The 23,868-nt window shown below is 41.8% G+C and carries 22 protein-coding genes; 14 read left to right on the top strand and 8 right to left on the bottom strand.

Going from position 1 to position 23,868, the window contains the following annotated elements; all coding sequences use genetic code 11:
• The first annotated feature begins 51 nt into the window (after positions 1–51).
• The 4 genes from COT72_00580 (at position 52) to COT72_00565 (ending at position 2,894) form a co-directional block, all read left to right on the top strand.
• Entirely contained in the window at positions 52–459 is a 408-nt protein-coding gene (locus COT72_00580; protein PIO00557.1) for an IS200/IS605 family transposase, read from the top strand.
• Position 460: 1 nt separating this feature from the next.
• Positions 461–1,612: a transposase gene (locus tag COT72_00575; protein PIO00556.1), complete on the top strand. Its 1,152-nt coding sequence runs from the start codon at positions 461–463 to the stop codon at positions 1,610–1,612.
• 34 nt (positions 1,613–1,646) lie between these two features.
• Positions 1,647–2,534 (top strand): type II methionyl aminopeptidase, encoded by an 888-nt coding sequence (locus tag COT72_00570; GenBank protein PIO00555.1) that lies wholly within the window; start codon positions 1,647–1,649, stop codon positions 2,532–2,534.
• A gap of 135 nt (positions 2,535–2,669) precedes the next feature.
• Positions 2,670–2,894 (top strand): histone, encoded by a 225-nt coding sequence (locus tag COT72_00565; GenBank protein ID PIO00554.1) that lies wholly within the window; start codon positions 2,670–2,672, stop codon positions 2,892–2,894.
• Position 2,895: 1 nt separating this feature from the next.
• Here the strand turns inward: COT72_00565 and topA are convergent, their stop codons facing one another.
• Positions 2,896–4,950 carry a DNA topoisomerase I gene (topA, locus tag COT72_00560; GenBank protein ID PIO00553.1) on the bottom strand — a complete coding sequence of 685 codons (2,055 nt, stop codon included), beginning with the start codon at positions 4,948–4,950 and terminating at the stop codon, positions 2,896–2,898.
• 482 nt (positions 4,951–5,432) lie between these two features.
• On the opposite strand from topA, the gene COT72_00555 reads away from it, so the two are divergent.
• Genes COT72_00555 through COT72_00545 form a run of 3 tightly spaced genes read left to right on the top strand, consistent with a single transcriptional unit; the run spans position 5,433 to position 6,645 of the window.
• The gene (locus COT72_00555) at positions 5,433–5,759 is read left to right on the top strand and encodes a transcriptional regulator (GenBank protein PIO00552.1); all 327 of its coding nucleotides are present in this window, start codon (positions 5,433–5,435) and stop codon (positions 5,757–5,759) included.
• Positions 5,756–6,316, top strand: coding sequence for a hypothetical protein (locus COT72_00550; GenBank protein PIO00551.1), 561 nt, complete (start codon positions 5,756–5,758; stop codon positions 6,314–6,316). The genes COT72_00555 and COT72_00550 overlap by 4 nt, the downstream gene beginning before the upstream one ends.
• Positions 6,317–6,321: 5 nt before the next feature.
• Complete coding sequence (locus COT72_00545) at positions 6,322–6,645, top strand: sulfur reduction protein DsrE (GenBank protein ID PIO00550.1); 324 nt, start codon at positions 6,322–6,324, stop codon at positions 6,643–6,645.
• A 180-nt stretch (positions 6,646–6,825) separates the two neighbouring features.
• Here the strand turns inward: COT72_00545 and COT72_00540 are convergent, their stop codons facing one another.
• Positions 6,826–7,500 carry an RNA 2',3'-cyclic phosphodiesterase gene (locus COT72_00540; protein PIO00549.1) on the bottom strand — a complete coding sequence of 225 codons (675 nt, stop codon included), beginning with the start codon at positions 7,498–7,500 and terminating at the stop codon, positions 6,826–6,828.
• Here COT72_00540 and COT72_00535 point away from each other — a divergent pair.
• From COT72_00535 to COT72_00510, 6 genes are all read left to right on the top strand, one after another.
• Positions 7,481–8,758, top strand: coding sequence for a serine--tRNA ligase (locus tag COT72_00535; GenBank protein PIO00548.1), 1,278 nt, complete (start codon positions 7,481–7,483; stop codon positions 8,756–8,758). The genes COT72_00540 and COT72_00535 overlap by 20 nt on opposite strands.
• 77 nt (positions 8,759–8,835) lie before the next feature.
• The gene (locus COT72_00530) at positions 8,836–10,695 is read left to right on the top strand and encodes an ATPase (GenBank protein ID PIO00547.1); all 1,860 of its coding nucleotides are present in this window, start codon (positions 8,836–8,838) and stop codon (positions 10,693–10,695) included.
• 6 nt (positions 10,696–10,701) lie between these two features.
• Entirely contained in the window at positions 10,702–11,295 is a 594-nt protein-coding gene (locus COT72_00525; protein ID PIO00546.1) for a hypothetical protein, read from the top strand.
• Between the two features lie 38 nt (positions 11,296–11,333).
• Positions 11,334–11,954 carry a hypothetical protein gene (locus COT72_00520; GenBank protein ID PIO00545.1) on the top strand — a complete coding sequence of 207 codons (621 nt, stop codon included), beginning with the start codon at positions 11,334–11,336 and terminating at the stop codon, positions 11,952–11,954.
• Positions 11,955–11,956: 2 nt separating this feature from the next.
• Positions 11,957–12,451 carry a kinase gene (locus COT72_00515; GenBank protein PIO00544.1) on the top strand — a complete coding sequence of 165 codons (495 nt, stop codon included), beginning with the start codon at positions 11,957–11,959 and terminating at the stop codon, positions 12,449–12,451.
• Entirely contained in the window at positions 12,448–13,653 is a 1,206-nt protein-coding gene (locus COT72_00510; GenBank protein PIO00543.1) for a hypothetical protein, read from the top strand. Before COT72_00515 ends, COT72_00510 begins: the two co-directional genes overlap by 4 nt.
• On the opposite strand, the gene COT72_00505 is transcribed toward COT72_00510, so the two are convergent.
• The 4 genes from COT72_00505 to COT72_00490 form a co-directional block, all read right to left on the bottom strand.
• Positions 13,646–17,227: a DNA polymerase II large subunit gene (locus COT72_00505; GenBank protein ID PIO00542.1), complete on the bottom strand. Its 3,582-nt coding sequence runs from the start codon at positions 17,225–17,227 to the stop codon at positions 13,646–13,648. The genes COT72_00510 and COT72_00505 overlap by 8 nt on opposite strands.
• A gap of 55 nt (positions 17,228–17,282) precedes the next feature.
• The gene (locus COT72_00500) at positions 17,283–18,728 is read right to left on the bottom strand and encodes a DNA polymerase II (GenBank protein ID PIO00541.1); all 1,446 of its coding nucleotides are present in this window, start codon (positions 18,726–18,728) and stop codon (positions 17,283–17,285) included.
• 158 nt (positions 18,729–18,886) lie between these two features.
• Complete coding sequence (locus COT72_00495; protein ID PIO00602.1) at positions 18,887–20,101, bottom strand: cell division control protein Cdc6; 1,215 nt, start codon at positions 20,099–20,101, stop codon at positions 18,887–18,889.
• A 417-nt stretch (positions 20,102–20,518) separates the two neighbouring features.
• A complete protein-coding gene (locus COT72_00490) occupies positions 20,519–20,896 on the bottom strand; it encodes a hypothetical protein (protein PIO00540.1) in 378 nt (125 codons plus the stop codon).
• Between the two features lie 281 nt (positions 20,897–21,177).
• Between COT72_00490 and COT72_00485 the strand changes: the two genes are divergently transcribed.
• On the top strand, positions 21,178–22,176 hold the full coding sequence (locus COT72_00485; GenBank protein PIO00539.1) for a hypothetical protein: 999 nt from the start codon (positions 21,178–21,180) through the stop codon (positions 22,174–22,176).
• Between the two features lie 28 nt (positions 22,177–22,204).
• Here the strand turns inward: COT72_00485 and COT72_00480 are convergent, their stop codons facing one another.
• Positions 22,205–22,642 carry a translation initiation factor IF-5A gene (locus tag COT72_00480; GenBank protein ID PIO00538.1) on the bottom strand — a complete coding sequence of 146 codons (438 nt, stop codon included), beginning with the start codon at positions 22,640–22,642 and terminating at the stop codon, positions 22,205–22,207.
• 57 nt (positions 22,643–22,699) lie between these two features.
• The gene (gene prf1 / locus COT72_00475) at positions 22,700–23,776 is read right to left on the bottom strand and encodes a peptide chain release factor 1 (GenBank protein ID PIO00537.1); all 1,077 of its coding nucleotides are present in this window, start codon (positions 23,774–23,776) and stop codon (positions 22,700–22,702) included.
• Positions 23,777–23,868: the final 92 nt, after the last annotated feature.

Genomic DNA, 23,868 nt, shown 5'->3' with positions numbered 1-23,868 from the left:
TTAGGTATAGAAAAGCTATAATGATATGGTTGTTAGATAATATAAAGAACTATGAAACACAAATTAGATAAAGGCTCTCATTCAGTATATTCACTGAATTATCATTTTGTTCAGTGTGTAAAATATCGAAGGAAAGTTTTAGATAGTGATAAAATTATTGATATGCTCAAAACTCAGATAAATAATATAAGCCAGAATTTCCAAGTTGATATTTTAGGAATAGAACCAGATAAAGACCATTTTCATATGTTGTTCAAATGCAAACCAACTTTAGATATCACTCGTTATCTAAATGCTATAAAAAGTATAACTTCAAGAGAAATACAAAGGAATTTTCCAGAAGTAAAAAAGAAATTATGGAACGGAACTTTTTGGTCTCCATCATATTTCTTAGCGACATCAGGACAAGTGACTCTTGATGTTTTGAAAAGTTATGTTGATAAACAAGGAGTAAATTAAGATGTTAGCAACAAAATATAGGATGTATCCAAATAAAGAACAGACAAAAAAATTAGAATTTGCTTTAGATACTTGTAGACAAGCATACAATATGATGCTCGGAGAATTGAATAATCAAATAATAATTGATAGAAATATGATACAGGCAATGCTTCCAGACTTGAAAATATGCGAACCAAGATTTAGAGAAGTTTATTCTAAAACACTTCAATATGAATGCTACAAATTATTTTCCAATCTATCTGCATTAAAAGTTTTGAAGGGAAATCATAAAAAAGTTGGGAGATTAAGATTCAAGGGAAAAGGCTGGTTCAAGACGATAAATTATAATCAAAGCGGTTTTTCTTTGGAAAATAATAAACTACATCTTTCAAAAATAGGAAATATAAAAATAAAAGTTCATAGAGACGTGAATGGAAATATAAAACAAATTCAGATTAAGAAAGGAATTGACAGATGGTATGCTATCATAATTACAGACGAAAAAAAGCAGATATTCTGTGGAAATAGAATTATCGGAATTGATTTAGGTATAAATAATTATTTAGTTGATAGCAAGGGAAATAAAACTGAAAATCCCAAAATATTAGAACAGAACTTATCAAAATTAAAGCATTTAAATAAAGAATTATCAAGAAAAAAGAAAGGAAGTAATAACAGAAAAAAAGCAAGAAAAAGATTATCAAAACTTCATCTTAAAATAACAAATCAAAGAACAGATTTCTTGCATAAGATTACAACTAACTTAGTCAAAGAATGCAAAACAATCGTTATGGAAGATTTGAATATAAAACAGATGTCTCAACAAAAATATTTCAATGCGAAAAATAGGGTAGATGCTTCTTGGGGTAAATTTACTCAACTTCTGAACTTCAAGGCTGAGAGTGCTGGTTGTCAGATAGTTAAAGTAAATCCAAGAAACACAAGTAAAACCTGTTCTCAATGCGGACGCATACAGGATATGCCTTTGTATAAGAGAACCTACGAGTGTGCTGAATGTGGCTTTGTCATAGATAGAGATTACAATTCAGCGATAAACATACTAAATAAATTAGCAGGGCAGGAATTGTCCGGTGTGGAGAAATCTACCTCTGTTCCTTTAGAGCAAGTAGGTTCTATGAAGCAAGAAGCCCTATCTCTTGAGGTAGGGTAGTTCACATAGTTTTTGCACGATAAGAGGTATTACTATGGATGAAAAAAAAGTGATTGAAGCAGGACAGGTTGGGGCGCGCGTTCTTGCGCACTCAGCATCACTAGTAAAAGCGGGCGCACGCTATCTTGATATTGCAAAAACGCTTGAAAAAAAAATTCTTGACAGCGGGGCAGGCATTGCATTTCCCGTGAATATCTCAGTAAACGAGGTTGCAGCTCACGGTACCGCGCGTTTTGAAGATGAGCGCGTTATCAAAAAAGGGGACGTGGTTAAAATTGATTTAGGAGCGCATATTGATGGACACATATCAGACAATGCGCGAACATTTGAGATAGGAACAAACAAACATGAGAAATTAATCGCGTGCGTGCGCGATTCACTTACTGCAGCATTGGGTGTTATCAAGACCGGTGCAAAAATCAGTGCAGTTGGCGCAGCAGTGCAACCCATAATGGACAAGTATGGTTTTAACACAGTCAGGAATTTAGTGGGTCATAGTATTGAGCCCTATTGTATTCATGCTGGCGTGAACGTGCCCAATTACACAAATAAAGGAGGCGGCGTGTTCAAAGACGGGATGCAAATCGCTATTGAACCCTACGCCACGTATGGAGAGGGTTTTGCAATAAACGGAAAAGATGTTGAAATATTCATGATTGAAAATATACGGCCTGTGCGCGTGTTTAGCGCCCGAAAAATCTTGGACTGGATTAAAAAAGAGCGAAACACGTTGCCGTTTTCACGCAGATGGGTGCTCGAAGAGTTTGGAAAGAGCGCAAATCTTGCGCTCTTAGTGCTGACCAAACAGGGCATTATAAAAGAGTACCCGGTGCTTGTAGAAGCCAGCGGAGGCATTGTTTCGCAACAGGAACACACTGTTTTAGTAAAAGAAAAGCCCATCGTAACCACAAAATTGAATTGAATAAATCAGAAACGTTCTTTGCTCAAAATACGGCTTCTGCGAGCTTAACCGAAATCATTAAATAGGTTTGAAGCGTGAGGTATGGTACGCACTACGTGCTCTGTGCATTTAAAAAAGAATACTGTGTGATACGTGATGTCTAATCGTTCTTCTCCCGTTTTACCACTTGCACCCATTGAAAAACTTATTAGAACAGGAAGCGGTGCACCGCGCGTTTCTGCAAGCGCAACTGAAGCAATGGAAAAGGTGCTTAGCGAGATTGGTTTTAAAATTTCAGAGCGCGCTGCACATCTCTCAAAGCATGCTGGAAGAAAAACCATCAAAGAAGAGGATATCAAGCTTGCAGCAAAGGATGTATAAACTAATCAGTTTTTGGTCTTAATTTTTTTTCATATTCTTCTTTTGTAGGACATTGCGGATTTATACACAGCTGCCAGGGGCGTTTGCCTTTTTTAATAAGCAAGACAAGCGGCGACGTGCAGGTTTTACATGCCTTGTGCACGTTTTTTACCAAACCGTGCTGGGGCAGGGGATAACTGTTTGTGCACTTTGGATACCCGCTACAGCCAACAAAGAGTTTACCGGTTCTGCGTGAATGAATAACACGCAAGTCCTGACCGCACGCGCTGCAGGGTCCAAGCGCACTGTCTTCTTTAACTGCTTTTGCAAGCTCGCTGCCAATGCTTTTTGCGTGTTTTTTAAAATCATTGAGTATGTCCACAAGATGCGTTTTTGCGTCCTCTAACACAGCATCCTTATTTCGCTTGTGCGATTCAACAAGTTTCATGTTTTTCTCAGTCTCGCTTGTCAGCTCAATTGACACGAGTTTAGGCGAATACTTTTTGAGAATATCAACAACCGTCATGCCAAGCTCGGTGACATGAATGTTGGTGTCCTCCAGATAGCCACGGTCGTAGAGTGTTTTGATAATACCCGTTCGTGTTGCTTTTGTGCCAAGGTCTCGTTTGTCAAGCATATGAATAAGTGATGCTTGCGAATACCGTGACGGGGGTTTGGTTTGTTTTTGCGCGTTTTCAAATGAATCTGGAGTGATGCGTTGTCCAACCTCAAAATGCTCAAGCAGCTTCTCCTGACCCCCATCATAGGGTGCGTAATAGGTGAGAAATCCTGGTTTTTTAATAGTGTGACCATGCGCGTAAAAATCAACCCCGCACACGTCAAATGCGATTTTGGTAAGTTCTTTTACTGCGCGTTCGCCAAATGCGGCAAAAAATCGGCGCACAATAAGGTCATATAGTTTTTTCTCAGCACCTGAAACGTCAACAAGCTCGCCAGTTGGATAAATCGCGGGGTGTGCGGGATCTGTTTTTTTCCCCTCACGCGGCTTGAGTGTTTTTTTGAGAAGTGACTCGCAAAGCGGCGCGTATGTTTTTATTTTTGCGAGTTTTTTGAGTATTTTTTCATATCCAATACTTAGGGGAAGTTTTTGCGAAGATGTTCGGGGATATGATATAAGACCGTGTTCATAGAGAGATTGGGCAAGGTCAAGTGTCTTTTTTGGTGAGAACTTAAACACGCGGTGTGCGGTTGTTTGCAGCGTAGTGAGGTTAAACGGTTCAGGAGGGGTGAGGTGTTGGTCTGACACCGTAATGTTAGTAACAACCGCAACTTTTTTATTGACTTTGTTAAAGAGTTTTTTTGCTTCCTGTTTTTCTAAAATTGTATGAGCGTGCTCGCAAACAACGCCTTTGTAAGTAAAAGAGAGTTCAAAAAAGGTTGTGGAAATGAACTGTTCTATTTCTTTTTCGCGGTCATACAAGAGTTTGAGTGTTGGACCTTGCACGCGACCTATTGAAAGAATGCGAAAACGGCCGGCTTCTTTAATTGAGTTCATAAGAGCGCGTGACGCGTTTACACCCCAAAAGTAATCAAGGTGGTGGCGAAGCACGCCTGCATTCACAAATCCGCGGTTAATGTGGTCATGCATGTGGTCAAACGCGTGCACTAAATCTTCTTTTGTGAGTGTTGAGAATTTCATGCGTTTTGCGTCGTGTTTTCCAAACACGTTTTCAAGGATAGTAAAGGCAATAACTGACCCTTCAATGTCATAGTCAGTTGCAACAATAATGTCTTTAACTGATTTTTTAAGTTTAACAAAATTATCCAAATACTTTTTAGTAAACGCTGACGCGTCACTAAGCGTGTGTGACGGCGCCCATGAAACATCAAAAATAGGGATTCGCGCGCCGCGCTTATGCGTAAGATTAAATAAGTGTCCAACTGCAGGAACTGCGTAATATGTTTTGTTTTTGCGCACAAACTCATAATACGCAACGCCCCCGCGTTTTTTTGTTTGGTACGTGTCAGCAATGGCTTCAACAATTTTTTTGCACGCATTTGGTTTTTCTGCAATGATAAGTGTTGCCATTACGTACTCACGCGCAATGAAACTCATTTAACTCTTTTGGAAAAAAAGTGAGACTGCTCAGGTATGTGCGTTTAATTGCGGCACGTAATTAACTAATTGAGTTAGGTTGTTTTGGTTCATATAACATTGGGCTTAAGGGAAGTTCACTTTTCCCTCGTGGAGCGACCGAAGAGAGCGGAACAGAGCTGAAAAAGTGAATTTGGAGAAATTGCAAGCCGAGCAATTTCTCGGTTAATGCCTATTAAACGAGAGTGAGGAGTGAAGCGACAAAAGCGCAGCGCCCCAACCAACCAAAGGGAGCGCAGAGTTTTCTTACTGCCAAAAATCCAGTTAGTGCCGTAGTTTTTGCCGGCTATATCAATTTCTGCGTAGCCATCAAAAAAGCTTAGCTTTTTTGGGGTTCCAAAAATCTTTGATTTTTGAGAACAGACTAAATGTCCACAGGACGGGGGGATTTCCGTTTAATGATTGGAAGATATTTAAATATTAGATTATTCTAATATAATAATATGAAAGAACGGTATGAAATTCATGCTGGAATGTGCAAAGTATTTTCAAATTCAACAAGGTTGGAAATATTGAATTTATTGAAAGATAAAGAATTATCAGTAACAGAATTGATAAAAAAGACAAAACTAAGTCAAGCCAATATCTCCCAGCATTTGTCAATTATGAAATCCAAAGGAATTGTTACAACAGACAGGAAAGGCAAGAATATCTATTACAGACTTACAAATCCGAAAATCATCAAAGCATTTGATATAATAAGAGACGTTTTGGCTGAAAGATTAAAGAAAAATGGAGATATTGTTACGGGTTATGAGATAAAAAAATGAGAAAAATATTCACAATTCTGATTTTCGGTATGTTGTTATTAAGCGTCAGCTTAGTTTTTGCTCACGAACATGATTTTAATGAAACAAAACAACTTATAGATTCTGGAATTAGTTGTGATAAACTTACAGATGAACAACTTGAATCCTTTGGTGATTATTATATGGAGCAAATGCATACTGGCGAAGCCCATGAGATGAGGGATAACATGATGGGTGGAGAGGGTTCTGAAAGTTTAAGACAAGTACATATCAACATGGCAAAACGGCTTTATTGTAATGAAGATGTTGGAGGATTGATGGGTGGAGGCATGATGAATATGAGTGGTTCTGGAATGATGGGAAACTATCCCACATATTATGGGTATAATAGTTTTTGGAATATACTCTGGCTGATTTTTTTAATAGGCGCAATTGCACTGATGGTTTGGCTGATTTATAAATTTACAAAAAATTGGGGGATGCATGAGACTCCAGTTAATATTTTACAGAAAAGATATGCTAAAGGAGAAATAAGTAAAAAACAATTTGAGGAAATGAGAAAAGAATTAAACAGGTGATTTAAATGAAAATTGGAATTGTTATAGGTACAAATGAACCCGAAGTTGTCTGGAATGCTTTTAGATTTGGAAGCACCTCATTAAAAGCAAATCACAAAGTAAAAGTTTTCTTAATAAATAAAGGAGTTGAAATTGAAGAGATTAAAAATGAAAAATATAATGCAAAAGAACAGACTGATTTATTTCTTGAAAACAAGGGACAGATATTGGCTTGTGGAACTTGCCTAAAATCAAGAGAAAAAGAAAGCAGTAAAGTTTGTCCAATTTCAACCATGAAAGATTTGTTAAAGTTAGTTGAAGAATCAGATAAAGTTTTGACATTTGGTTAGGAAATCCCCCCACTAAAATTTCTGTTTTCGCAGAAAAAGACTATCTTGACGCACATTCCTATACATGCTTTTACGAAGTAAAAGGAAAAATGTCCGTTAGGACGATGCCACTCTCTCTTTTTCGTTTTAAGTAATCCAAAAATTGGATATACCAAACAAGACGCTACCAGACTAAAATAATTAGTGTGCACAAAAGTGTTTAACAACAGAATAACGCGGTCCTTGCGGTGTGAGTGTGCTTTTAAAAAGTGAAAAGCATGACACGAGAAAAGGCGCGTGAAACGGTGTTTTAAAAAATGCCTGCGCGAGTTTTGTGTTTGTTTTAGAAACGCGCATAAGCGTGAGGTGTGGCGTGTATGGTCTGTCTTCACTAAGATGGAGTGCTGACACTATTTTTTTGTGAAGTTCAAGAAGAAACGGAGAAAAAACACCAAGAAACACCACACGCGGATGTTGTTTTGAAGGAAACTCGGAAAACCCCTTTATTTCCAGTGGAAACGCCTTAAATGAAATAGTTTCAAGCGTTTTGATAATGGGCTTTTCGTCAGCAACCTCACCAAAAAAGTGCAGGTTAATGTGGTAGTTTTCTTCTTCAACACGCTTGCCTGCAAAAGGTGTGAGAGGAATGCGTGAAATTGCGTGTGCATATTCTTTTGGAAGGGTAATTGCAAGAAAAAGGCGCATACCCTGATAGGGGATAGTAATATTTAAAAAGTGTGTGCGTGTGAAGTCTTTGATATGACTCACGGATGTGATTCCCGCCTGTCTGGAGAATGACTCAACCAATTCTTTGTCATATTCTTGAATATAAACACACCATATGTGGGGTACAACTATGTTTGACATAAAACGCATCAGGCAAGAGCCTGAGCTGATAAAACAAAATCTTGCGCGCAGAAAAAACCCGGAACTTCCAAAAATGGTTGATGAAGTGCTCAAAAAAGACGAGCAGTGGCGAGCAGGAACAAAAAAACTTGAAGAATTACGCAATGTGAGAAACACCGTTTCTCGCGAGCTTGCTGCAAGCAAAGGAAAAGACAAAGAAAAAATTGCACAAATGAAAAAAGTAAATGATGATATCACGCGCGCCCAGGCAAAAGTTGACATGCTCTTTAGCCAACGACGACTGCTTCTTATGCGCATTCCAAACCTGATTCATGATTCCGTGCCCTATGGCGCAGATGAAAATGATAATATTGAGGTACGCAGGTGGGGAACCGTGCCAAAGCGGGATTTTGAAGCAAAAAATCACTTAGAGGTGCTCAAAGAGCTTAACCTTATTGATGAAGAGCGCGCGGCAAAAACAGCAGGCGCAAGTTTTGTCTACTTAAAAGATGACCTTGTGCTTCTTGATCGGGCACTGCAGCACTTTGCAATTGACCTTCTTCGCAAGCGAGGATACACGCTTATTTATCCCCCCTTAATGCTGCGCAGAAATGCCTACGAAGGCGTGGTTTCACTCGACGATTTTGAAGAGGTTATGTACAAGATTGAAGGAGATGACACGTATCTTATTGCAACAAGCGAGCACGCAATTGGCACAATGTACAAAGATGAAGTAGTGTTAGAAAAAGAGTTGCCACTCAAATTTGTTGGTGTAAGCCCGTGTTTTAGAAAAGAAGTGGGCAGTCATGGTAAGTACACAAAAGGATTGTTTCGCATGCATCATTTCAACAAAGTTGAGCAATTCATTTTTTGTCTTCCCAAAGATTCATGGAAATACCATGAAGAATTACAAAAAAATGCAGAAGACCTCTATCAGGCACTGGGCATCCCCTACCGCGTGGTCAATGTGTGCACAGGCGACCTTGGACCTATTGCTGCAAAAAAGTATGACACAGAATATTTAGGTTCAGACAATGAGTATCGTGAGTGCGGCTCAAATAGTAACTGCACTGATTATCAGGCGCGGCGCTTAAACACCAAGTATCGTGAAGGTGTTGGAAAACCGCCAAAAGAGTATGTGCACACGCTCAATAACACGGCAATTGCAACAAGCAGAACAATGATTGCGGTAATTGAAACATACCAGCAAAAAGACGGTTCAATCAAGATTCCAGATGTGCTCGTGACCTACATGAACGGGAAGAAAATAATCAAGAATGCAACCTAAGAGGCACTTTGCCTCTTGTGTTTTTTTTTCTTTTCTGAAGAATGTTTATTAAGTGCGAGCTTTTTGTAAGATAGTGTATGACAGCAAAGGAAAAGACATTTCTTGTTGACACGTCAGTGGTTATTGAAGGCATGCTTACTAAATTGATTTCTGAAAAAAAAGTTTCAGGAACGATTATAATTCATAAAGCAGTTATTGGCGAAATTGAACATCAGGCAAATTTTGGCCGTGAAACAGGTTTTCGCGGTCTTGAGGAATTGACGCGCTTAAACGAGCTTGCTGCAAAAGGCGCAATTGCAATTGAGTATGTTGGCCAGCGCCCCAGTGAATCGCAAATCAAACGCGCACGTTCAGGCGAGATTGATGCAATGATACGTGACGCTGCGTGGGAGCGAAAAGCAACGCTTGTGACGGGTGATGTAGTACAGGGAAAAACAGCTAAAGCAATGGGCATGGAAGTCATGGTGCTTCGCGAAGACAAGAAAGTTGACAAGCGTCTTGGCATTGAAGACTATTTTGATGAGCATACAATGAGCATTCATCTCAAAGAAGGTGTAGAACCCTACGTTAAGAAAGGCAAGCCCGGTGAATTTGAATTTATTGCGGCGTCAAGTGATATTCTTGAAAAAGCACGAATGAAAGATCTGATTGATGAAATCATCTTAAAAACACATTTTTTTGATGATACTTTTATTGAGATTGACCGAAAATATTCGACTATTGTACAATATGCAGATATACGTATTGTTATTACGCGACCGCCCTTTAGTGATGGTCTTGAAATTACCGCAGTACGCCCGCTTGTGCAATTGGAATTAACAGACTACAAGCTTGACCCCGCAATTGTTGAGCGTTTTGAACAAAAAGCAGAAGGTATTCTTATTGCAGGAAGTCCTGGTTCGGGAAAGACAACGTTTGCACGCGGACTTGCTGAGTTCTATGAAGGAAAAGGAAAAATTGTAAAAACGGTTGAATCACCGCGCGACCTTGATTTGAAGCCGGCAATCACGCAGTATTCAAAAAATTTCGGAACCAGCTCTGAAATTCATGACATTCTTTTGCTCTCGCGCCCAGACTACACTATTTTTGATGAGGTGCGCGACACAAAGGATTTCAGCCTCTACAGTGATTTGCGCTTGTCAGGCATTGGTATGGTTGGAGTGCTTCACTCAACTACGCCAATTGACGCAATTCAGCGATTTATTGGGAGAATTGAACTTGGCGTGATACCCTCTGTTCTTGACACTGTTGTGTTTGTACAAGGCGGCCAAATTCACCAAGTGCTTGAACTGGTTATGACCGTCAAAGTTCCGTCAGGCATGATTGAAGCAGACCTTGCCCGCCCGGTTGTTGAAGTGCGTGATTTTGTAACAAAAACTTTGCTCTACGAACTCTATACCTATGGCGAGCAAACCGTAGTGGTGCCCGTAAAAAAACAGCAAAAAACAGGTATCACCAAAATGGTTGAAACCAATATTGCACAAAAGGTGAGACAAAACCTTCCAAAAAACAGTTTTGCAGATGTTGAACTTGTTGGAAACAACGCAGTTATTGTGAAAACAGACAGTGCCGGAGCAAAACGCATTATTGGACGAGAAGGACAAAACGTCAAACAGCTTGAAAAAGAATTGGGTGTGCGCATTGATGTACGAACAGACCGTGACAACCACGAAAAAGGCGAACAAACAGAAGAAACGCCAAATGCGCCACGTGGCGCGCAGGTCAAGTATGGCATGCATGATGATAAAAACTATTACTATTTTGAACTTAAAAAGAGCGCAAAGGGCAGGAACGTGTCATTTTATGCAGATGACGCCTTTATTTTTGATGCGGTTGTGAGCAGAAAAGGAACGATTCGCGTGTCAAAAAAAGGAGGGCTTGGTGAGAGAATTGCCCAATTTATTGAGGATGGAGTGGACATTTCTCTGTACTTGTGATACCCCATGAAAGTGTTTGCGTTTTCAGATATTCACGTTGACCTTGAGCGCACAAGAGAAATCATACGTATGGATGCTGATGTATTCATTCTTGCAGGAGACCTTACTGATTTAGAAGAAGGTCTTGAAGAAATTGCACGCGCACTCGCACCGCTTAAAGAAAAATTGTGGGTCATGCCCGGAAACAATGAGCGCGCAAAAGATGTCAAACGCGTATGCACACAGTATGGTTTTACGTGGTTTCATGACACGCTCAAAACATTGGAGGATTACACATTTTTTGGTCTTGGATACAGCAACCCCACCCCATTTGGCACGCCCGGAGAACGCACTGAAAACGAGATAACACGTGTTTTAGAGACTGCACACGGCGCAAAAAAATTGATTATTGCAAGCCACGCCCCACCCTACAAAACAGGCATTGACACCACGCGTTCAGGAACACACACGGGAAGCAGGGCGTTGCGCGATTTTATTGAAAAAGAAGAGCCGCTTATGGTGCTTGCCGGCCATATCCATGAAAACGCAGGAAAAGTAAGCATTTTTGGAAGAACAACACTTATCAGCTTAGGAAAACAAGGCGTGCTCTTAGAATTGTAAAACAAAGCGTTTAAAAGCAGTGACCCTCGCGTTGTTACATGATGGAAAAAAAGACGCGCATCCTTGCAGCATCAGACATTCACGGAGACGTGCGCGCAGTAAAACGTCTTGTTGCAAAGGCAAAACGCGAAAAAGTTGATGCAGTTGTCTTATGCGGAGATATCACCTTCTTTAATATGGAAGTTGATGGCTTGTTCAAGCCCTTTGCTGATGCTGGTTTGTATGTGCTTTTGATTCCAGGCAATCATGAGCCAATTTCAACAACTGATTTTTTTGCGCGGGCATATGAAGGAACAGTAAAGCACTTGCATGGGTATTCGACAAAGATTGGTGATGTAGGCTTTTTTGGATGCGCTGCAACCCAATTGGGGTTTTGTGCCGAGGATGATAAAACCATTGAAAACATGCTTGAAAAAGCGCATAACTCGCTTGAAGGATTATCAAAAAAAGTCATGGTTGTGCACGAACCTCCCCATGGCACAACACTGGATAATATTGGATTTCATGCAGGAAGCAGAGCGGTGAGGAACATGATTGAAAAATTGCAGCCAACCCTTGCACTATGCGGACACCTGCACGAAACATTTGAACAAGAAGAAATCATAGGAACAACACGCGTTATTAATGCCGGACCACGAGGCATTGTTATTGAGGTCTAACTATGAGAGTTATGGTAACAGGAACACCCGGCGCAGGAAAAACAAGCATTGCAAAACGCCTTGCAAAAACGCTTGGTCTTGTCTACATTGATGTAAACGCGCTTATTAAAAAATGTTCTGAACTCATTGACTCAAAAGACAGGGATGGCACGCTTGTAATTGATGAAGACAAACTCGAAACCATGCTTGGTGCCAGAGAAGGAGTTATTGATTCTCACTTATCCCATTACGCACCTAAACGCATAGGTGATGTATGCATTGTAGTGCGTTGCGCGCCGCGCGTCTTAAAAAAGCGTCTTGAAGCGCGTGGGTATTCAAAACAAAAAATTGCAGATAATCTTGAATCTGAAATCATGAATGTGTGCGGCGCAGACGCGTTTGACCGGGGTCACAGAATTCTTGAAGTTGACACTACCACACGTTTACTGAGAAAAACAGTTGCGCTTCTCAAAGAGCACATTTCTCACGTTGATACTTCAAAGCACATAAAACTATAAATATCAACAAAAAAAAATCACGCACAACCGTGATATTGTTTTTTGGTGCAATACTTGCAGGAGCACTTACCGGAATAGTCACTGGCATCGTACCGGGCTTGCATATTAATACCGTCGCGTTTGTGCTCTCACTTGTAAGCCTGTTTGAAGGCAACCTTGTGTTTGCTGTGTTCTTGATGAGTATGAGTGTGGCGCACAATTTTTTTGATTTTATTCCAGCAATCGTTTTTGGTGCAGGAGAAGAGTCAAGCGCGCTTTCAACCTTTGCTGGAAATCGAATGTTTCTTGAAGGAAGCGGTGTGCGCGCCTTGAAATTAACCGCATTTGGCGGGCTTGTTGGCACAAGCGCGTTTCTTGCACTCACTCCAGTATTAGGTGTTGTGCTTCCCGTATTGTTCACCTTTCTTGCGGACTATGCGTGGATTTTGCTTGCAGGCATTAGCGCGCATTTGCTTTTTTTGGATGCAAAAAAAGAAGCGCTGTTTGTGTTCTTTGCAAGTGGCATACTCGGTCTTTTTGCACTTAACAGCACGCTTAGTTTTCCTTTGCTCAGCTTGTTTAGCGGGCTTTTTGGTCTTGGTATTATGTGGGAGCACCAGCGCACACAACCTGTTTTGCAGCGTGAAAGTTATGGACTTCCTCTTGAGAAAAAAGACTTGCTCAAAGCAGGCGTGTTTGGCGTGGTAAGCGGTATTATACTGGGGGTTGTGCCTGCGATTGGGCCAACACAAGCAAGTGTAGTGCTTTATTCAAAAAAAGATGAAAATGAGTTTCTCGTCAGGCTTGGCGCAATTAATGTTGCTGATGTGTTTATTTCTCTTCTTACGCTCTTTTTTGCAGGAAGCGCGCGAAGCGGTGTGCTTGTTATCATGCAGGAATTCTTTGTACTGAGTGCGCAAAGCATGTTGTTTTTGTTTGTGGCTGGTTTTTTGAGCGCGGTAGTTAGTTTCTTTGTGTGTCTGCGTTTTGGCACGCGTATTATCAAACACATTGCAACCCTTAACTATGGACATCTTGTGCGCATAGTTGTTTTTGCGATACTCATGCTTAACTTCGTATCAAACGGCGTGCTTGGTGTAGTGGTGTGCGTGAGCGGTGCTCTTATTTCACGCGTTGCGATTCGCTCAAAAAGTATGAAAAGTCATGCTATGGGTTGTCTTATTGTGCCAACCCTCATAGGGTATGTACTGCGCGCTATGTAAAAAAGTTGCTAAGTTTTTCTTGTTTTTCAGGGTCCTGGGCAAACACGCTTTCAAGACGCTGGCGAAGCACGTCAATGGATTGTTTAAGATATGTGTTCACCTTATAGTGTGAGGACAAGTCAAGACACTGGTTCACGTATTTGAGCACGCTTCCTTCATGAATAGTAAGAACAATTTTTCCGCTGCACCGCGTGCAGTTACCCCGAAGCGGGACGCGGCGAAACTTTTCATTGCATGCAATGCAGCGAAAGCCTTGTGAAGAAAATTTTCGCAAGTTACCTTTGATATCACGAAGTAAATGTTTTTCAATAACAAGGGTTGCAACTTGCGCAACATCAATAGAGCGCACTTTAAAGGCCAAATCCATTTGTTTTTCAACCTTATCATCCATAGTGGGTAATGTTTTGTACGCGCTTACGCGAATGCCGTTGTTAAAGTTATCAACCGGGTGCGTGTAGCCATATCCCTCAAATTGTTCAGGCGTTTCAAGCAAGTTTTCAACAACACGTAAGCTGACCTCTGACGGTTCTTTGAACACAAGTGTGTCTTCATAAAATGAGAGGGGATACTGCCAGACCACATCCATGTTAAATACTTCATCATCAATAACTGAGGGGTCAAGTGACAGTGCAAGAACAAGCGGGCAATCCATGTTTTTTGTGCCGCGCTGATTTGGTAAGTAATCATGAGAAAAATTGATGAATGCATCAAGCAATAACATGAAACCAACTTCATCCCCATCGCAATCACGACGTGTTGCAGCATGCAAGAGAGGATGAGCAAGCCCGCCTTGTGTTTTTGAAAAACCAATAATGCGACATAATGTGCCTGCTGATGTGTGAGGCGCAAGCGCGATGCAGAGCACACCTGCAAGGTCATCTGTGCGTGTAATTGCATAGTGCGCATCAAGTCCATAGACTGCTTTGAGTAATCCATCAAGAAAACGGGTGATATTAAGCACGTCTCTTCGCGTGTCTGTTTCAGGAAGTTCCTGGCACGCGGGAAGTATGATGTCTTGCGGTCTAATTTCAAGAATTTGCTGCGCGTGTGAGAGGGGTTTGCCTGAAATGTCGTGGGTGTATCCAAGCTCAGTGAGCCGCGCTACTGATGTGCCTATCTCAATTGGTTTAAAGTGTGTGACCGGTAACTGCGTCATATCAAGACGCATAGTCCCATCCTTGTTCACAAACACGTTGTTTTTTGCGCGAAGAATGCCTTTTTCAATAATCTCCATGGTTTTTGTTTCATTTGTCACGCCTTTAACCCCTTTGACAAGAAAATTAAGTGTTGAAAAACCATTGCCAAGCGTGTTAGTGTCAAGAACCCTCAGCTTTTCAAGTGCAGAATTTACAAGGGCCGTGGTGTCAATTGCGCGCCGCTCAAATGGCGATGTGCGATAACTTTCTTTTTCTTCAGGGCTCAGCGCTTTGTGAGGAAGGCAGTGAAACGTATCTGACGTGCTTGTCTTACAGCGCCGGCAGGTGTTCCAGTGTTTTGTAATTGCCCCGCATTTTTCACACACATTAAGAAAAGTCATGGAACTGCACGCGTCGCAATAGCGAAGCGGAAAATCAGATAGGATAAAACCCTGCTCAAACGCTGAATTAAGCGAGCGAAAACGGCCACCTTGCTCACCAACAGGAAACAACATATGCGGTGACGCAGTCATTTTTCGCATTTTTGCTTTTTCCGGGCGGCCCATGCGCGCGCCAAGCGTGAAACCGGCAGTATCCCGAAGCGCAAAAGGGGCGACCGTGTTAAGAATAGTAAGCGCGGATTTCTTCGCGCGCAAAATAGATGCATCGTTGTCACGGGCAAGCGCCGTAGTAATTGCATCAAAACCATCTTCACCCCCAAGAGTATCAAGAAGTGCACGCGCATTATCATGTTCAACAATCAGCACACCTGGAGATACCCGATGAGGAATAAGCGCGGTTTCAAGCACGCGCTTAAGCTCGTTTGATGCTTTAAGGGTAAGATTGTCTGTGCGGGCAAGCTGCAGCGGGGTTGGCGCGCAAACAGCATTAACAAGAATGCGCAGGTCATCAGCAGAGAGGAGGTTCCAGTGAAACGTAAAAGAAGGGTGAAGAGGAATGTCAAATTTTCGTGAAATCGCTTTTGCCTCATCGTACCCTATTTCTTGAAAGGGGCTTTTAACAAAGCGCTCGGCAAGTGCTGAATCAGGCGCTTTTGATTCCAGTTCAAGAGCCCACCATTCTTCAACAAAAGGTGAAGGTACAAGAACATGTTTGTGTTCGCGAAACGCGCCAAAATTAACCAAAACATCGCCAAGGAAAAGAACTTCAGCAATGTCATACTTGTGCTTTTCATACACCTCCATAGTATCAACGCGCACCACATCACCCGCGGTGAGTTTAACAACTGGTCCGCGAATAACTTCACACGTAGTGACCGTACAACCTTTTCCAGGTCGTTCAATAGAGAGCTGCGTACCAATAGCAAGAAATTTATTGAGCACAAACCCGGTTGTCGGGTTAAATCCATATGCTTCCACCCCTGAAACGCGGGTTCGACCATAGCGTATGCGAAATCCTGCGGGGTGTGAGGGAAATGAAAACACCGGGCGGCCTGCAACCGCGTCGCGAAGATATTTAAACGAGGGTTTTACTTTAATCCCTGTATCTTCTTGTGTTTCATTAGTGTCATTTTCAGCGTGCGCGTACTGTTTTTTTTGCAAATCAAGAAATTCTTTGAGAAAATCCCAGCGCGAAAAATCAAAATCAGTAAAACGTGCAAGACCGCCCCACAATTTTTTTGCGCGACCAGCAACACCTTCAGCAAGGGCAAGACACATACCCCCACGAATTTGGGCGGTTTCAACGCGCTCCACATCTTTGTAAATCAAAACTTCACGTTTGGATGTTGGCGAACCATTAATCTCAATGGGCATGTTTTTCACAAGAAACTGGACTTCCTCTTGAGAAGGAAAGTATTGCAATCGCGACACGCGGTCATTATACATCTCAAGCTCATGGTAGTAGCGTTTTATCTCATCATCAGTAGGGTCATATTCAGCATAGCCAAGTAATTCACGCAAGTAATCAACAAGCACCACAGAAACAGTCATAGGAGTTCCTCCTGCTGCACGAATTGGGCCCGCATAATATACGGCTAAATACTCTTTGCCATCTTTGCGTTTCTTTGCTTTAATACCCACAATACCTTCAAGAGGTGCAGACACTGTTCCTTGAGTGAGATACGCAAGACCCACTCGCGTACCAAGGTCCATATACTCCTCGCGTGATTTGAGCGTGATAAACACGCCATGAGCGCACTGTTTTGCAATAGCAAACGCAACGCGCCAATCGCCTTGGTCATATTTATGTTCAAGTTCAAGAATTGCGTTTGCAAGCCCGGTATTTGCAATCGTAGGGTAGAGTGCTGAAATAAGCCCTTCAATTCGCTCGCCAATGTTTCGCGCAAGGGTAACCTCTACATGAGGCTTTGGGTCACGTCCTTTTTTGCGCGCAGCGCGGGCAAGTTCATACTCTACAAGGGCTTGTTTTTCAAGAGTGGCAAAATATTCCTGCATCACCGGTGATGCGACAACCATAGTGTTGATTCGAAATGTTCAATTGAATAAAAACGTTTGTTTAGCACATAGTGCACTATGTTTCCATCACCGTCACGTGGCGTGTTTTAAGGTTGAGAAGCGGAACAACGCCGGGGTTTGGGTGGTGGCCTAGTTTTTCTTGAAAACTCGTTGCTTTTTGAAAACATGAAGAGCTCAGCACATCAATGTGCTTGTATTTGTGCACCGCACCTTTGTGGGTGTGGCCTGCAACAAAAATGTCAGGAACAGGGTCAATAATAAGACTGTCTTCTGAACCTGAAATAAAGGGGGACGCAGAGTGTGTTGGAGAAAGGTGGCGTTTTCGCAGCAAGAACTCCATAGCAAAACCAATATTGTCATAACCCCCCTTGTTTCGTATGTATTCATTTTCAGCACAGTAATGGTCAAGGGAGTAACCATGGTACATAAGGGTTTTGAGCCCGGAAAACCCGTCAATACCATGAATAGTAAGAAAAGATGGGTTTGAAACAAGCGTGACATTCTTGTATTGACAAAGAGTTTTGAGCAAATTTGCGCCAAGAACTGGCTGAGGTTCTTCAAGACGAACTGCGTCATGATTGCCAGGGCACATAATAACATTGATGTGGTCGGGGATTTGTTTGATATATTCTTCAAAGGCATCATACTGTGCGTAGATATCTTTGATATTCAGTTCTTCGTCCTGGTTTGGGTAGATACCCACACCATCAACAAGGTCACCTGTCACAAACACGTATGCCAATCGTTCTGCATCAGTTTTGTTCTTTTCAGTGCCCACACGCCCGCGCGTCCAGTCAATGAATTTTTGAAACTTATCAGGCAAAAAATCAACTGAACCGATGTGCACATCAGAAACAAACGCGGCAGTCACATTATCCGGCGCGCGTTTGTATTCAAATGAAGACGGAATATCAGGAAAAACAAGGTCGTTTGCAAACACAATATTTCCTTTTCGCGAACCAATAACACCAATTACTTCATCAAGCACGAGTTCTTTGACTTTTAAGAAAAGTTCTTTTTTGCTGTTTGCAACCAGAACGCGCGTCCCTCCGGTGGGGTCTTCAATTTCAAGAATTGCGTTTTGATTACTGGTGTACCTAATATCAACAATCATTCCCACAAATTTGACGTCACCAGACGCATTTGTGTCAGAAAGGTGTTTAATTGAGACAGCACTCTGCATTTCCGGGCGTCGCTTAACAAACTCGCTGAGTCGCGCAAAACGATAATTGTAAAATGAAACAAAACTATTAGTAGAACTCACAGATTTATTGAGTCCAAACGAACGGATTATTTCAACTTTTGACGAGCCTAAATCAATTTTTTTGGTGGCCGGATTTTGCTGTTTGTATTTAGTGTACAGGTCTTGAGTAAGGATATTCATTCCTGACGCGGGAGTGAGTGTTTCAACAAAGCGAGTGAGCTCAGATTCAGGGAGTTTGAGAAGCTCGGGACTAGGGAGATATCCTTTGAGTTTCATATGGTCAAGAATTTTTTTCATCTAAACAAACACCGGCAAGAGCAATACGGGAAGGTATGCGAACACACCTGATGAGGCTATAAAAAAATGATTGTGGCGACTAGTGCGTATTTGAATAATCAACGCCGAAGCGCGGGTTTTTGAGAAGATTCACTTTGCAAGAGGGGTAGCAGTTCTTCTCAGGATTCCAGCTCATTTTTGAGAAGAAGCTGCAACTTGCTAAAGGTGTTGGGGGGTAGGGAGAGGGTGATCTCCCGCTTTCGCCCATAGCGGCCGTGGGAGATCACTTTGGCGTTGATTATTCCCAGCATATCGAGTTCAGTAATCAAGTCTGAAATTCTGCGCTGGGTAAGGGGTTTTATTCCGAGGGATTCGCAAAGGCCTTTATAGATGGAATAAATATCACCAGTGAAAGCAGGCGTGTCCTGCTCCTCGTAATATGCCATGATAGCATAGGTAACGAGCTGACTTTGTTTGGGCTGCCTGATAACGGCTTCGTATAAACGGTCTTTTTCCACTTTCTCATCAGCAAGGTCAATATGAAGCTCAAGGATTTTAGGAGATGCTTCGCGCTCAGAGAGCTCGCCTGCAACGCGTAATAAATCAAGCGCGCGCCGCGCATCTCCATGCTCGCGAGCAGCGTATGCCGCGCATTTTGCAAGCACCCCATCTTCAATAACGCCCTCATAAAATGATTGGAGCGCGCGTTCTTTGAGGATATCTCGCAATTGCAACGCGTTGTAGGGTGAAAATATAATCTCTTCTTCACCCAGGCCTGACTTTATGCGTGCATCAAGGTGTTCAGTAAAACGCAAGTCATTACTAATGCCCACAAAGGAGACCAGCGCGTTTTTAAGAGAAGAATTAATACGGGTGAGGTTGTAGAGTATATCATCGCCCGCGCGTGAGATAAGGTGGTCTATTTCATCAAGGATGAGCACAATAACTTGTTTTTTTGAGTCAACTGATTCATAAAAGAGATTGTACACCTCATCAGTAGGAAGACCGGTGGGGGGAACTGAAACACCAAACTGACGGGCAAATTCAGCAATAAGACGATATTCTGTGTCAGCTACTTTTTTCATTTTGCAGTTTACATACACAATGGAAACCGGAATACCCTGCAATGCTGCTTTTTGGGACATAAAGGTAAGAACGTGATTTACTGAAAGTGTTTTTCCCGTGCCGGTCTTTCCAAACACAAGAACATTTGAAGGTTTTTCAAGACGAAGAGAAGGTGCAAAAATAGTTGCAAGCTGGTGGATTTCATTATCCCGGTGAGGGATTGTCTCAGGAGTGTAACGTTCGGTGAGTGACTCTTTATTTCGAAATATTTTCTTATTCTCAAGAAAAGTGTTGAAAATATCATCAAGAGACCGTTGAGCTGTTATCATCATCCCCTCATCTTCCTATGGAGGCTCAGCATTTATTAACGTTACTATACCACACACCACCCCACCCCTTGTTTTCCGCTGGAACAGAAAAAACAGTGGGCGCGTTGTTGGTGTTAACCCTGCTTGCGTATGGAACAAGACCATCATTTCTTATGGAACAGATGGAATATAATAATAGTATTGTAATAATATTTATTTACAATATTGTAATTATATTATACTTCTTTTTTATTGTGGTTACTAACATATTTCATATGGACTTTTTGAGGTCTTTACCTTTTTTTTAAGATGTATCAAAAGCAAAGAGTTGTTTGATGGTGTGCCCTGCTGTTTTAGGACACTATATTTTTTTAATGCAATTACGCGCTCGGTTTGTTGCAAGACAATTCCATAAGAAATAAAGGGGTGGGGGGGTAGTTAGTATTCATAGCGGGCAAGGGTGTCTTTGAGTGTTAGAATTGTTTCTTTTGCGTCATCATCATTTTTCCCAATCCATTTTCGCAGTTTTTCAAGCTGCACATCTATTTGTTTATATTTTCGCACGCGCACACCTACTTTGAGTTCTCTAAATTCCCTGCTGTATCCCTGGACTGCTTGGGTTGCTTCTTCAATAACGCGTTCAATTTGCTCTTGTGACACCATGGTGGGGTTATGGGGTTCAAATTTTTTGAGTTTAGTAATTTGAACTTCATCAAGCAGCACCGGATTGGAGTAGGGTCCGTTTGTGTAGTATACGCGTTCGGTTTCAGTCCCCCACGTGTATTCTCCTACTTCCCGTTTAATGTCGCTTATCATAAACTCGTTGAGCAGCACTCCTTTTCGCAGGTTGTAATAAACTGTCCTGATTTTCACCGCTCCAAAAAGGATCCGATATTTCTTGTAAAGGTCATACCCATACGATGAATTCATATGCTGCAATATTGCTGAAACACGGTTTCTCACCTTTGATTGTGTGGGTCTGCCTCTCATCAGAGTATACCTGCTGTGTTTGTTGTTATATTTTTTGTTGTTTTTTGCTAACTCGTGTAATGTATAACATATAATCTTATAATAATACAGGCGGTGTGATACTTTCTATGCTGGAGCTTCCTTTTGATAAGATTGTTGATAAAATAGTGGCTGATTCAAAACTCTCTAAAGCAGAGGTTATTGGGCTTATTGAGAAGAAAAAAGATGAGCTGCAAGGACTTGTGAGTGATGAAGGTGCCGCGTTTATTGTTGCAAATGAGAAAGGTATTTCATTTATTCCTTCAAAATCTGAGGACTTCACGCAGATTCAAGACATTGCTGGTGGTCTTAAATCGGTGAATCTTGTGGGGCGCATTATAACCACGTATCCTATTCGCGAATTTGAATCAAAAGGACGAAAAGGGGCTGTTGCAAGTTTTTTGATCGGCGATGCGTCTGGTGTTGTGCGTGTTGTTATCTGGAATGAGTTAACGCGCCTTATTTCTGAGAAAAAAATCTCTATTGGTGACACCATTAAGATTCTTAATGCGTATTCGCGTATTAACAATGATTTAGTAGAAGTTCATTTGTCTAATCGTTCCCGTTTGTCGCTTAATCCTGAGGGTGTGTCTGTGCCCGAGCTTGGTGCGTTTCCGCAGAGCAATGGTTCGGCTTCTAATCAGGGTGGGGGTGAGGTAGTGCTTGGTACCATTACCTATGTGTTTCCGCAAGTTCGTTTTTTTGATGTGTGTGGGGAGTGTAACCGCGGCTTCAAGGAAGGCGCGTGCACAACGCATGGTGTTGTAGCCCCTAAAAAATCCATGGTTGTTTCAGTTAATCTTGACACCGGGCTTCTTGTGTATCGGTGCATATTTTTTGGTGATGTTGCCGCCTCTCTTTTTGCGTCATCAGTTGACAAGTTGTTCGCTGATTTTGAATCAGATTCATCCCTGCAAGTGCACATGGACTCTTTGCGCAAGGCAGTCATGGGTCGTATTGTGCGCGCAAGTGGCAGAATTCAGACTAACAGTTATACTAATACCGAAGAAATAGTGGTGCGTAGTCTTGATTTGCACCCAAACCCCGTTGAGATTGGTCTTGCTCTCGCACGCGAAGTAGCGGCATAAAAAAAGAGACTAATTTTGTTTTTGTTGTTTATGCGATTCGTTGCATAAGCTTTGAGCCCATAACTTCCCAGTACAGGACTTGCGTTCCTTCAGTCACTTTGTCAACAAGCTCATCAGGAATGGTCATGTCAAACGTTTCATAACTTTCAAGATCCATCACATTTGCAATATGGGTTATTTCAACTTTTCCATCAATGGTTTTTGTTTCTTGACGCACGTTTAACACCTGTGCTTGTTTCTTCCCGATAATGGGTACTTCAACGCGCGCATCTCCTGGTTTTACAAATACGCGTTTTTTCCCGTCTATAATTCCCACTGCGGTAACGCGCGCTTTTGCGTGTCCATGTTTTCCCGGTCGTGACATTTGAATGTCAGTGACTCTGCAGGTCGCACCTTCAACAATCATAAAACTTCCTTTTTTGATGCTGTGCAGCTCAACATGTCTTTTTTCTCCTTCATTGCTCATGTCTGTTTCACCATTTTCTGTTCTTCTTTATCATAAATATGTATTTAAGCTTTAAGTTTACAGTGCATATCTGAGTATTGCGCCAATACCCCCTATTTGTTTGAGGGATTCGCCTTCGCGTGTTTCAGTGGATGCTACAAGAATCGCGCTTCCCTGGGCAAGGGCAATTTCATTTATCTCTTCAATCAAGTCATCACCCACACTCTCTGAAACAAATATTTCTTCAACAAGACCTTGTTCAAGAAGTGCTTTTGTCTGGGTCATGCCATAGGATACTTTACTGCTTCGTGCGCCAAGCAGGCTGAAGAATTTATTGAGCCTGACTTTTTCTTCCATAAGTGCTTCATTTTTGAGAAGGTCTTGGCTTTTTTGGAGTAGTTCTTCAAATCCGTCTTCTCCTGCGTAGCCGGTGTCAACAAGACCTACGACGTTTTGTAAGTGGTTGGAGAGATATCGTGCATCATTAAGTTCTTCTTTCATGTGGCCGGGTCCGCCTAGAATAATTTTTTTGAGTTTGCGTTTGAGCATGACTTCTTTGATAAAGTCCCCGCTGTCTTTGAGAAATGCTTCTTTCATGCTTTGGCGCGCGCGCATAAATCGGGCAGCACTCTGCCCACCTGCCCGCATCTTCCCCGGGATGTGGGATTCAGTGACATTAATCAGTTCCACGTGTTTTCCTTTGAGAATGCCAAAACCCACTTCTGAGCGGTCAATTGATACAAGAAGGTATTCCTCTTTGTCTGCAATCATGTCTTTGAGCGGGTCAAGCCAGAATACTTGGTCGCAGCGATACATTTTTGTGTTAAGTTTTTCAGGGGGCTGAATTACCCACATTTCAATGTCAACGCGGTCTCCTCCTGTGTTGCCGCAAAAGATAATCATACCCTTTTGCGGTGTTTTCTGGTATTTTTTGAGTTCCCCAAGTATTTTTTCAAGAGCAGCCAGCACATTTTTTCGAGTTGATTTACTCTTGATGTTTACTGCCATGCTTCGTTCTGTTGAGAGCTGGTCGCTCATGATGTTGATATTGTACTCATCAGGAATGTAGACACTAATAAGTTCAGTTCCCCTTCCTCTGATTGCTTCAAGTTTTTTGAGGAGTTTTTTGAGTTTGAATATATCCTTGTCTTGCATGGTTTTTGTTGTTGAAACACGCGTAGCGGCTTTATAAACACTTGTTTCACTCCTTTTCCACTGGAAATTAAGGGGTGTTGCGCGTGATACTG

The organism is archaeon CG10_big_fil_rev_8_21_14_0_10_43_11 (genome assembly GCA_002763265.1).
Taxonomy (GTDB): Archaea; Nanobdellota; Nanobdellia; order PEZQ01; family PEZQ01; genus PEZQ01.
The sequence above is the reverse complement of the archived record's forward strand: the minus strand, read 5'-3'. Positions and strand labels throughout refer to the sequence as shown.

What these genes read in the sequence shown, in the direction of transcription:
- COT72_00545 (PIO00550.1), top strand. Translation starts at nt 6,322, where the DNA reads ATGAAAATTGGAATTGTTATAGGTACAAATGAACCCGAAGTTGTCTGG.
- COT72_00540 (PIO00549.1), bottom strand. Translation starts at nt 7,500, where the DNA reads ATGCGTTTTATGTCAAACATAGTTGTACCCCACATATGGTGTGTTTAT.
- COT72_00565 (PIO00554.1), top strand. Translation starts at nt 2,670, where the DNA reads ATGTCTAATCGTTCTTCTCCCGTTTTACCACTTGCACCCATTGAAAAA.
- COT72_00480 (PIO00538.1), bottom strand. Translation starts at nt 22,642, where the DNA reads ATGAGCAATGAAGGAGAAAAAAGACATGTTGAGCTGCACAGCATCAAA.
- COT72_00495 (PIO00602.1), bottom strand. Translation starts at nt 20,101, where the DNA reads ATGATAACAGCTCAACGGTCTCTTGATGATATTTTCAACACTTTTCTT.
- COT72_00500 (PIO00541.1), bottom strand. Translation starts at nt 18,728, where the DNA reads ATGAAAAAAATTCTTGACCATATGAAACTCAAAGGATATCTCCCTAGT.
- COT72_00580 (PIO00557.1), top strand. Translation starts at nt 52, where the DNA reads ATGAAACACAAATTAGATAAAGGCTCTCATTCAGTATATTCACTGAAT.
- COT72_00520 (PIO00545.1), top strand. Translation starts at nt 11,334, where the DNA reads ATGATGGAAAAAAAGACGCGCATCCTTGCAGCATCAGACATTCACGGA.
- COT72_00490 (PIO00540.1), bottom strand. Translation starts at nt 20,896, where the DNA reads ATGATAAGCGACATTAAACGGGAAGTAGGAGAATACACGTGGGGGACT.
- COT72_00550 (PIO00551.1), top strand. Translation starts at nt 5,756, where the DNA reads ATGAGAAAAATATTCACAATTCTGATTTTCGGTATGTTGTTATTAAGC.
- COT72_00575 (PIO00556.1), top strand. Translation starts at nt 461, where the DNA reads ATGTTAGCAACAAAATATAGGATGTATCCAAATAAAGAACAGACAAAA.
- COT72_00535 (PIO00548.1), top strand. Translation starts at nt 7,481, where the DNA reads ATGTTTGACATAAAACGCATCAGGCAAGAGCCTGAGCTGATAAAACAA.
- COT72_00485 (PIO00539.1), top strand. Translation starts at nt 21,178, where the DNA reads ATGCTGGAGCTTCCTTTTGATAAGATTGTTGATAAAATAGTGGCTGAT.
- prf1 (PIO00537.1), bottom strand. Translation starts at nt 23,776, where the DNA reads ATGCAAGACAAGGATATATTCAAACTCAAAAAACTCCTCAAAAAACTT.
- COT72_00525 (PIO00546.1), top strand. Translation starts at nt 10,702, where the DNA reads ATGAAAGTGTTTGCGTTTTCAGATATTCACGTTGACCTTGAGCGCACA.
- topA (PIO00553.1), bottom strand. Translation starts at nt 4,950, where the DNA reads ATGAGTTTCATTGCGCGTGAGTACGTAATGGCAACACTTATCATTGCA.
- COT72_00555 (PIO00552.1), top strand. Translation starts at nt 5,433, where the DNA reads ATGAAAGAACGGTATGAAATTCATGCTGGAATGTGCAAAGTATTTTCA.
- COT72_00530 (PIO00547.1), top strand. Translation starts at nt 8,836, where the DNA reads ATGACAGCAAAGGAAAAGACATTTCTTGTTGACACGTCAGTGGTTATT.
- COT72_00505 (PIO00542.1), bottom strand. Translation starts at nt 17,227, where the DNA reads ATGGTTGTCGCATCACCGGTGATGCAGGAATATTTTGCCACTCTTGAA.
- COT72_00570 (PIO00555.1), top strand. Translation starts at nt 1,647, where the DNA reads ATGGATGAAAAAAAAGTGATTGAAGCAGGACAGGTTGGGGCGCGCGTT.
- COT72_00515 (PIO00544.1), top strand. Translation starts at nt 11,957, where the DNA reads ATGAGAGTTATGGTAACAGGAACACCCGGCGCAGGAAAAACAAGCATT.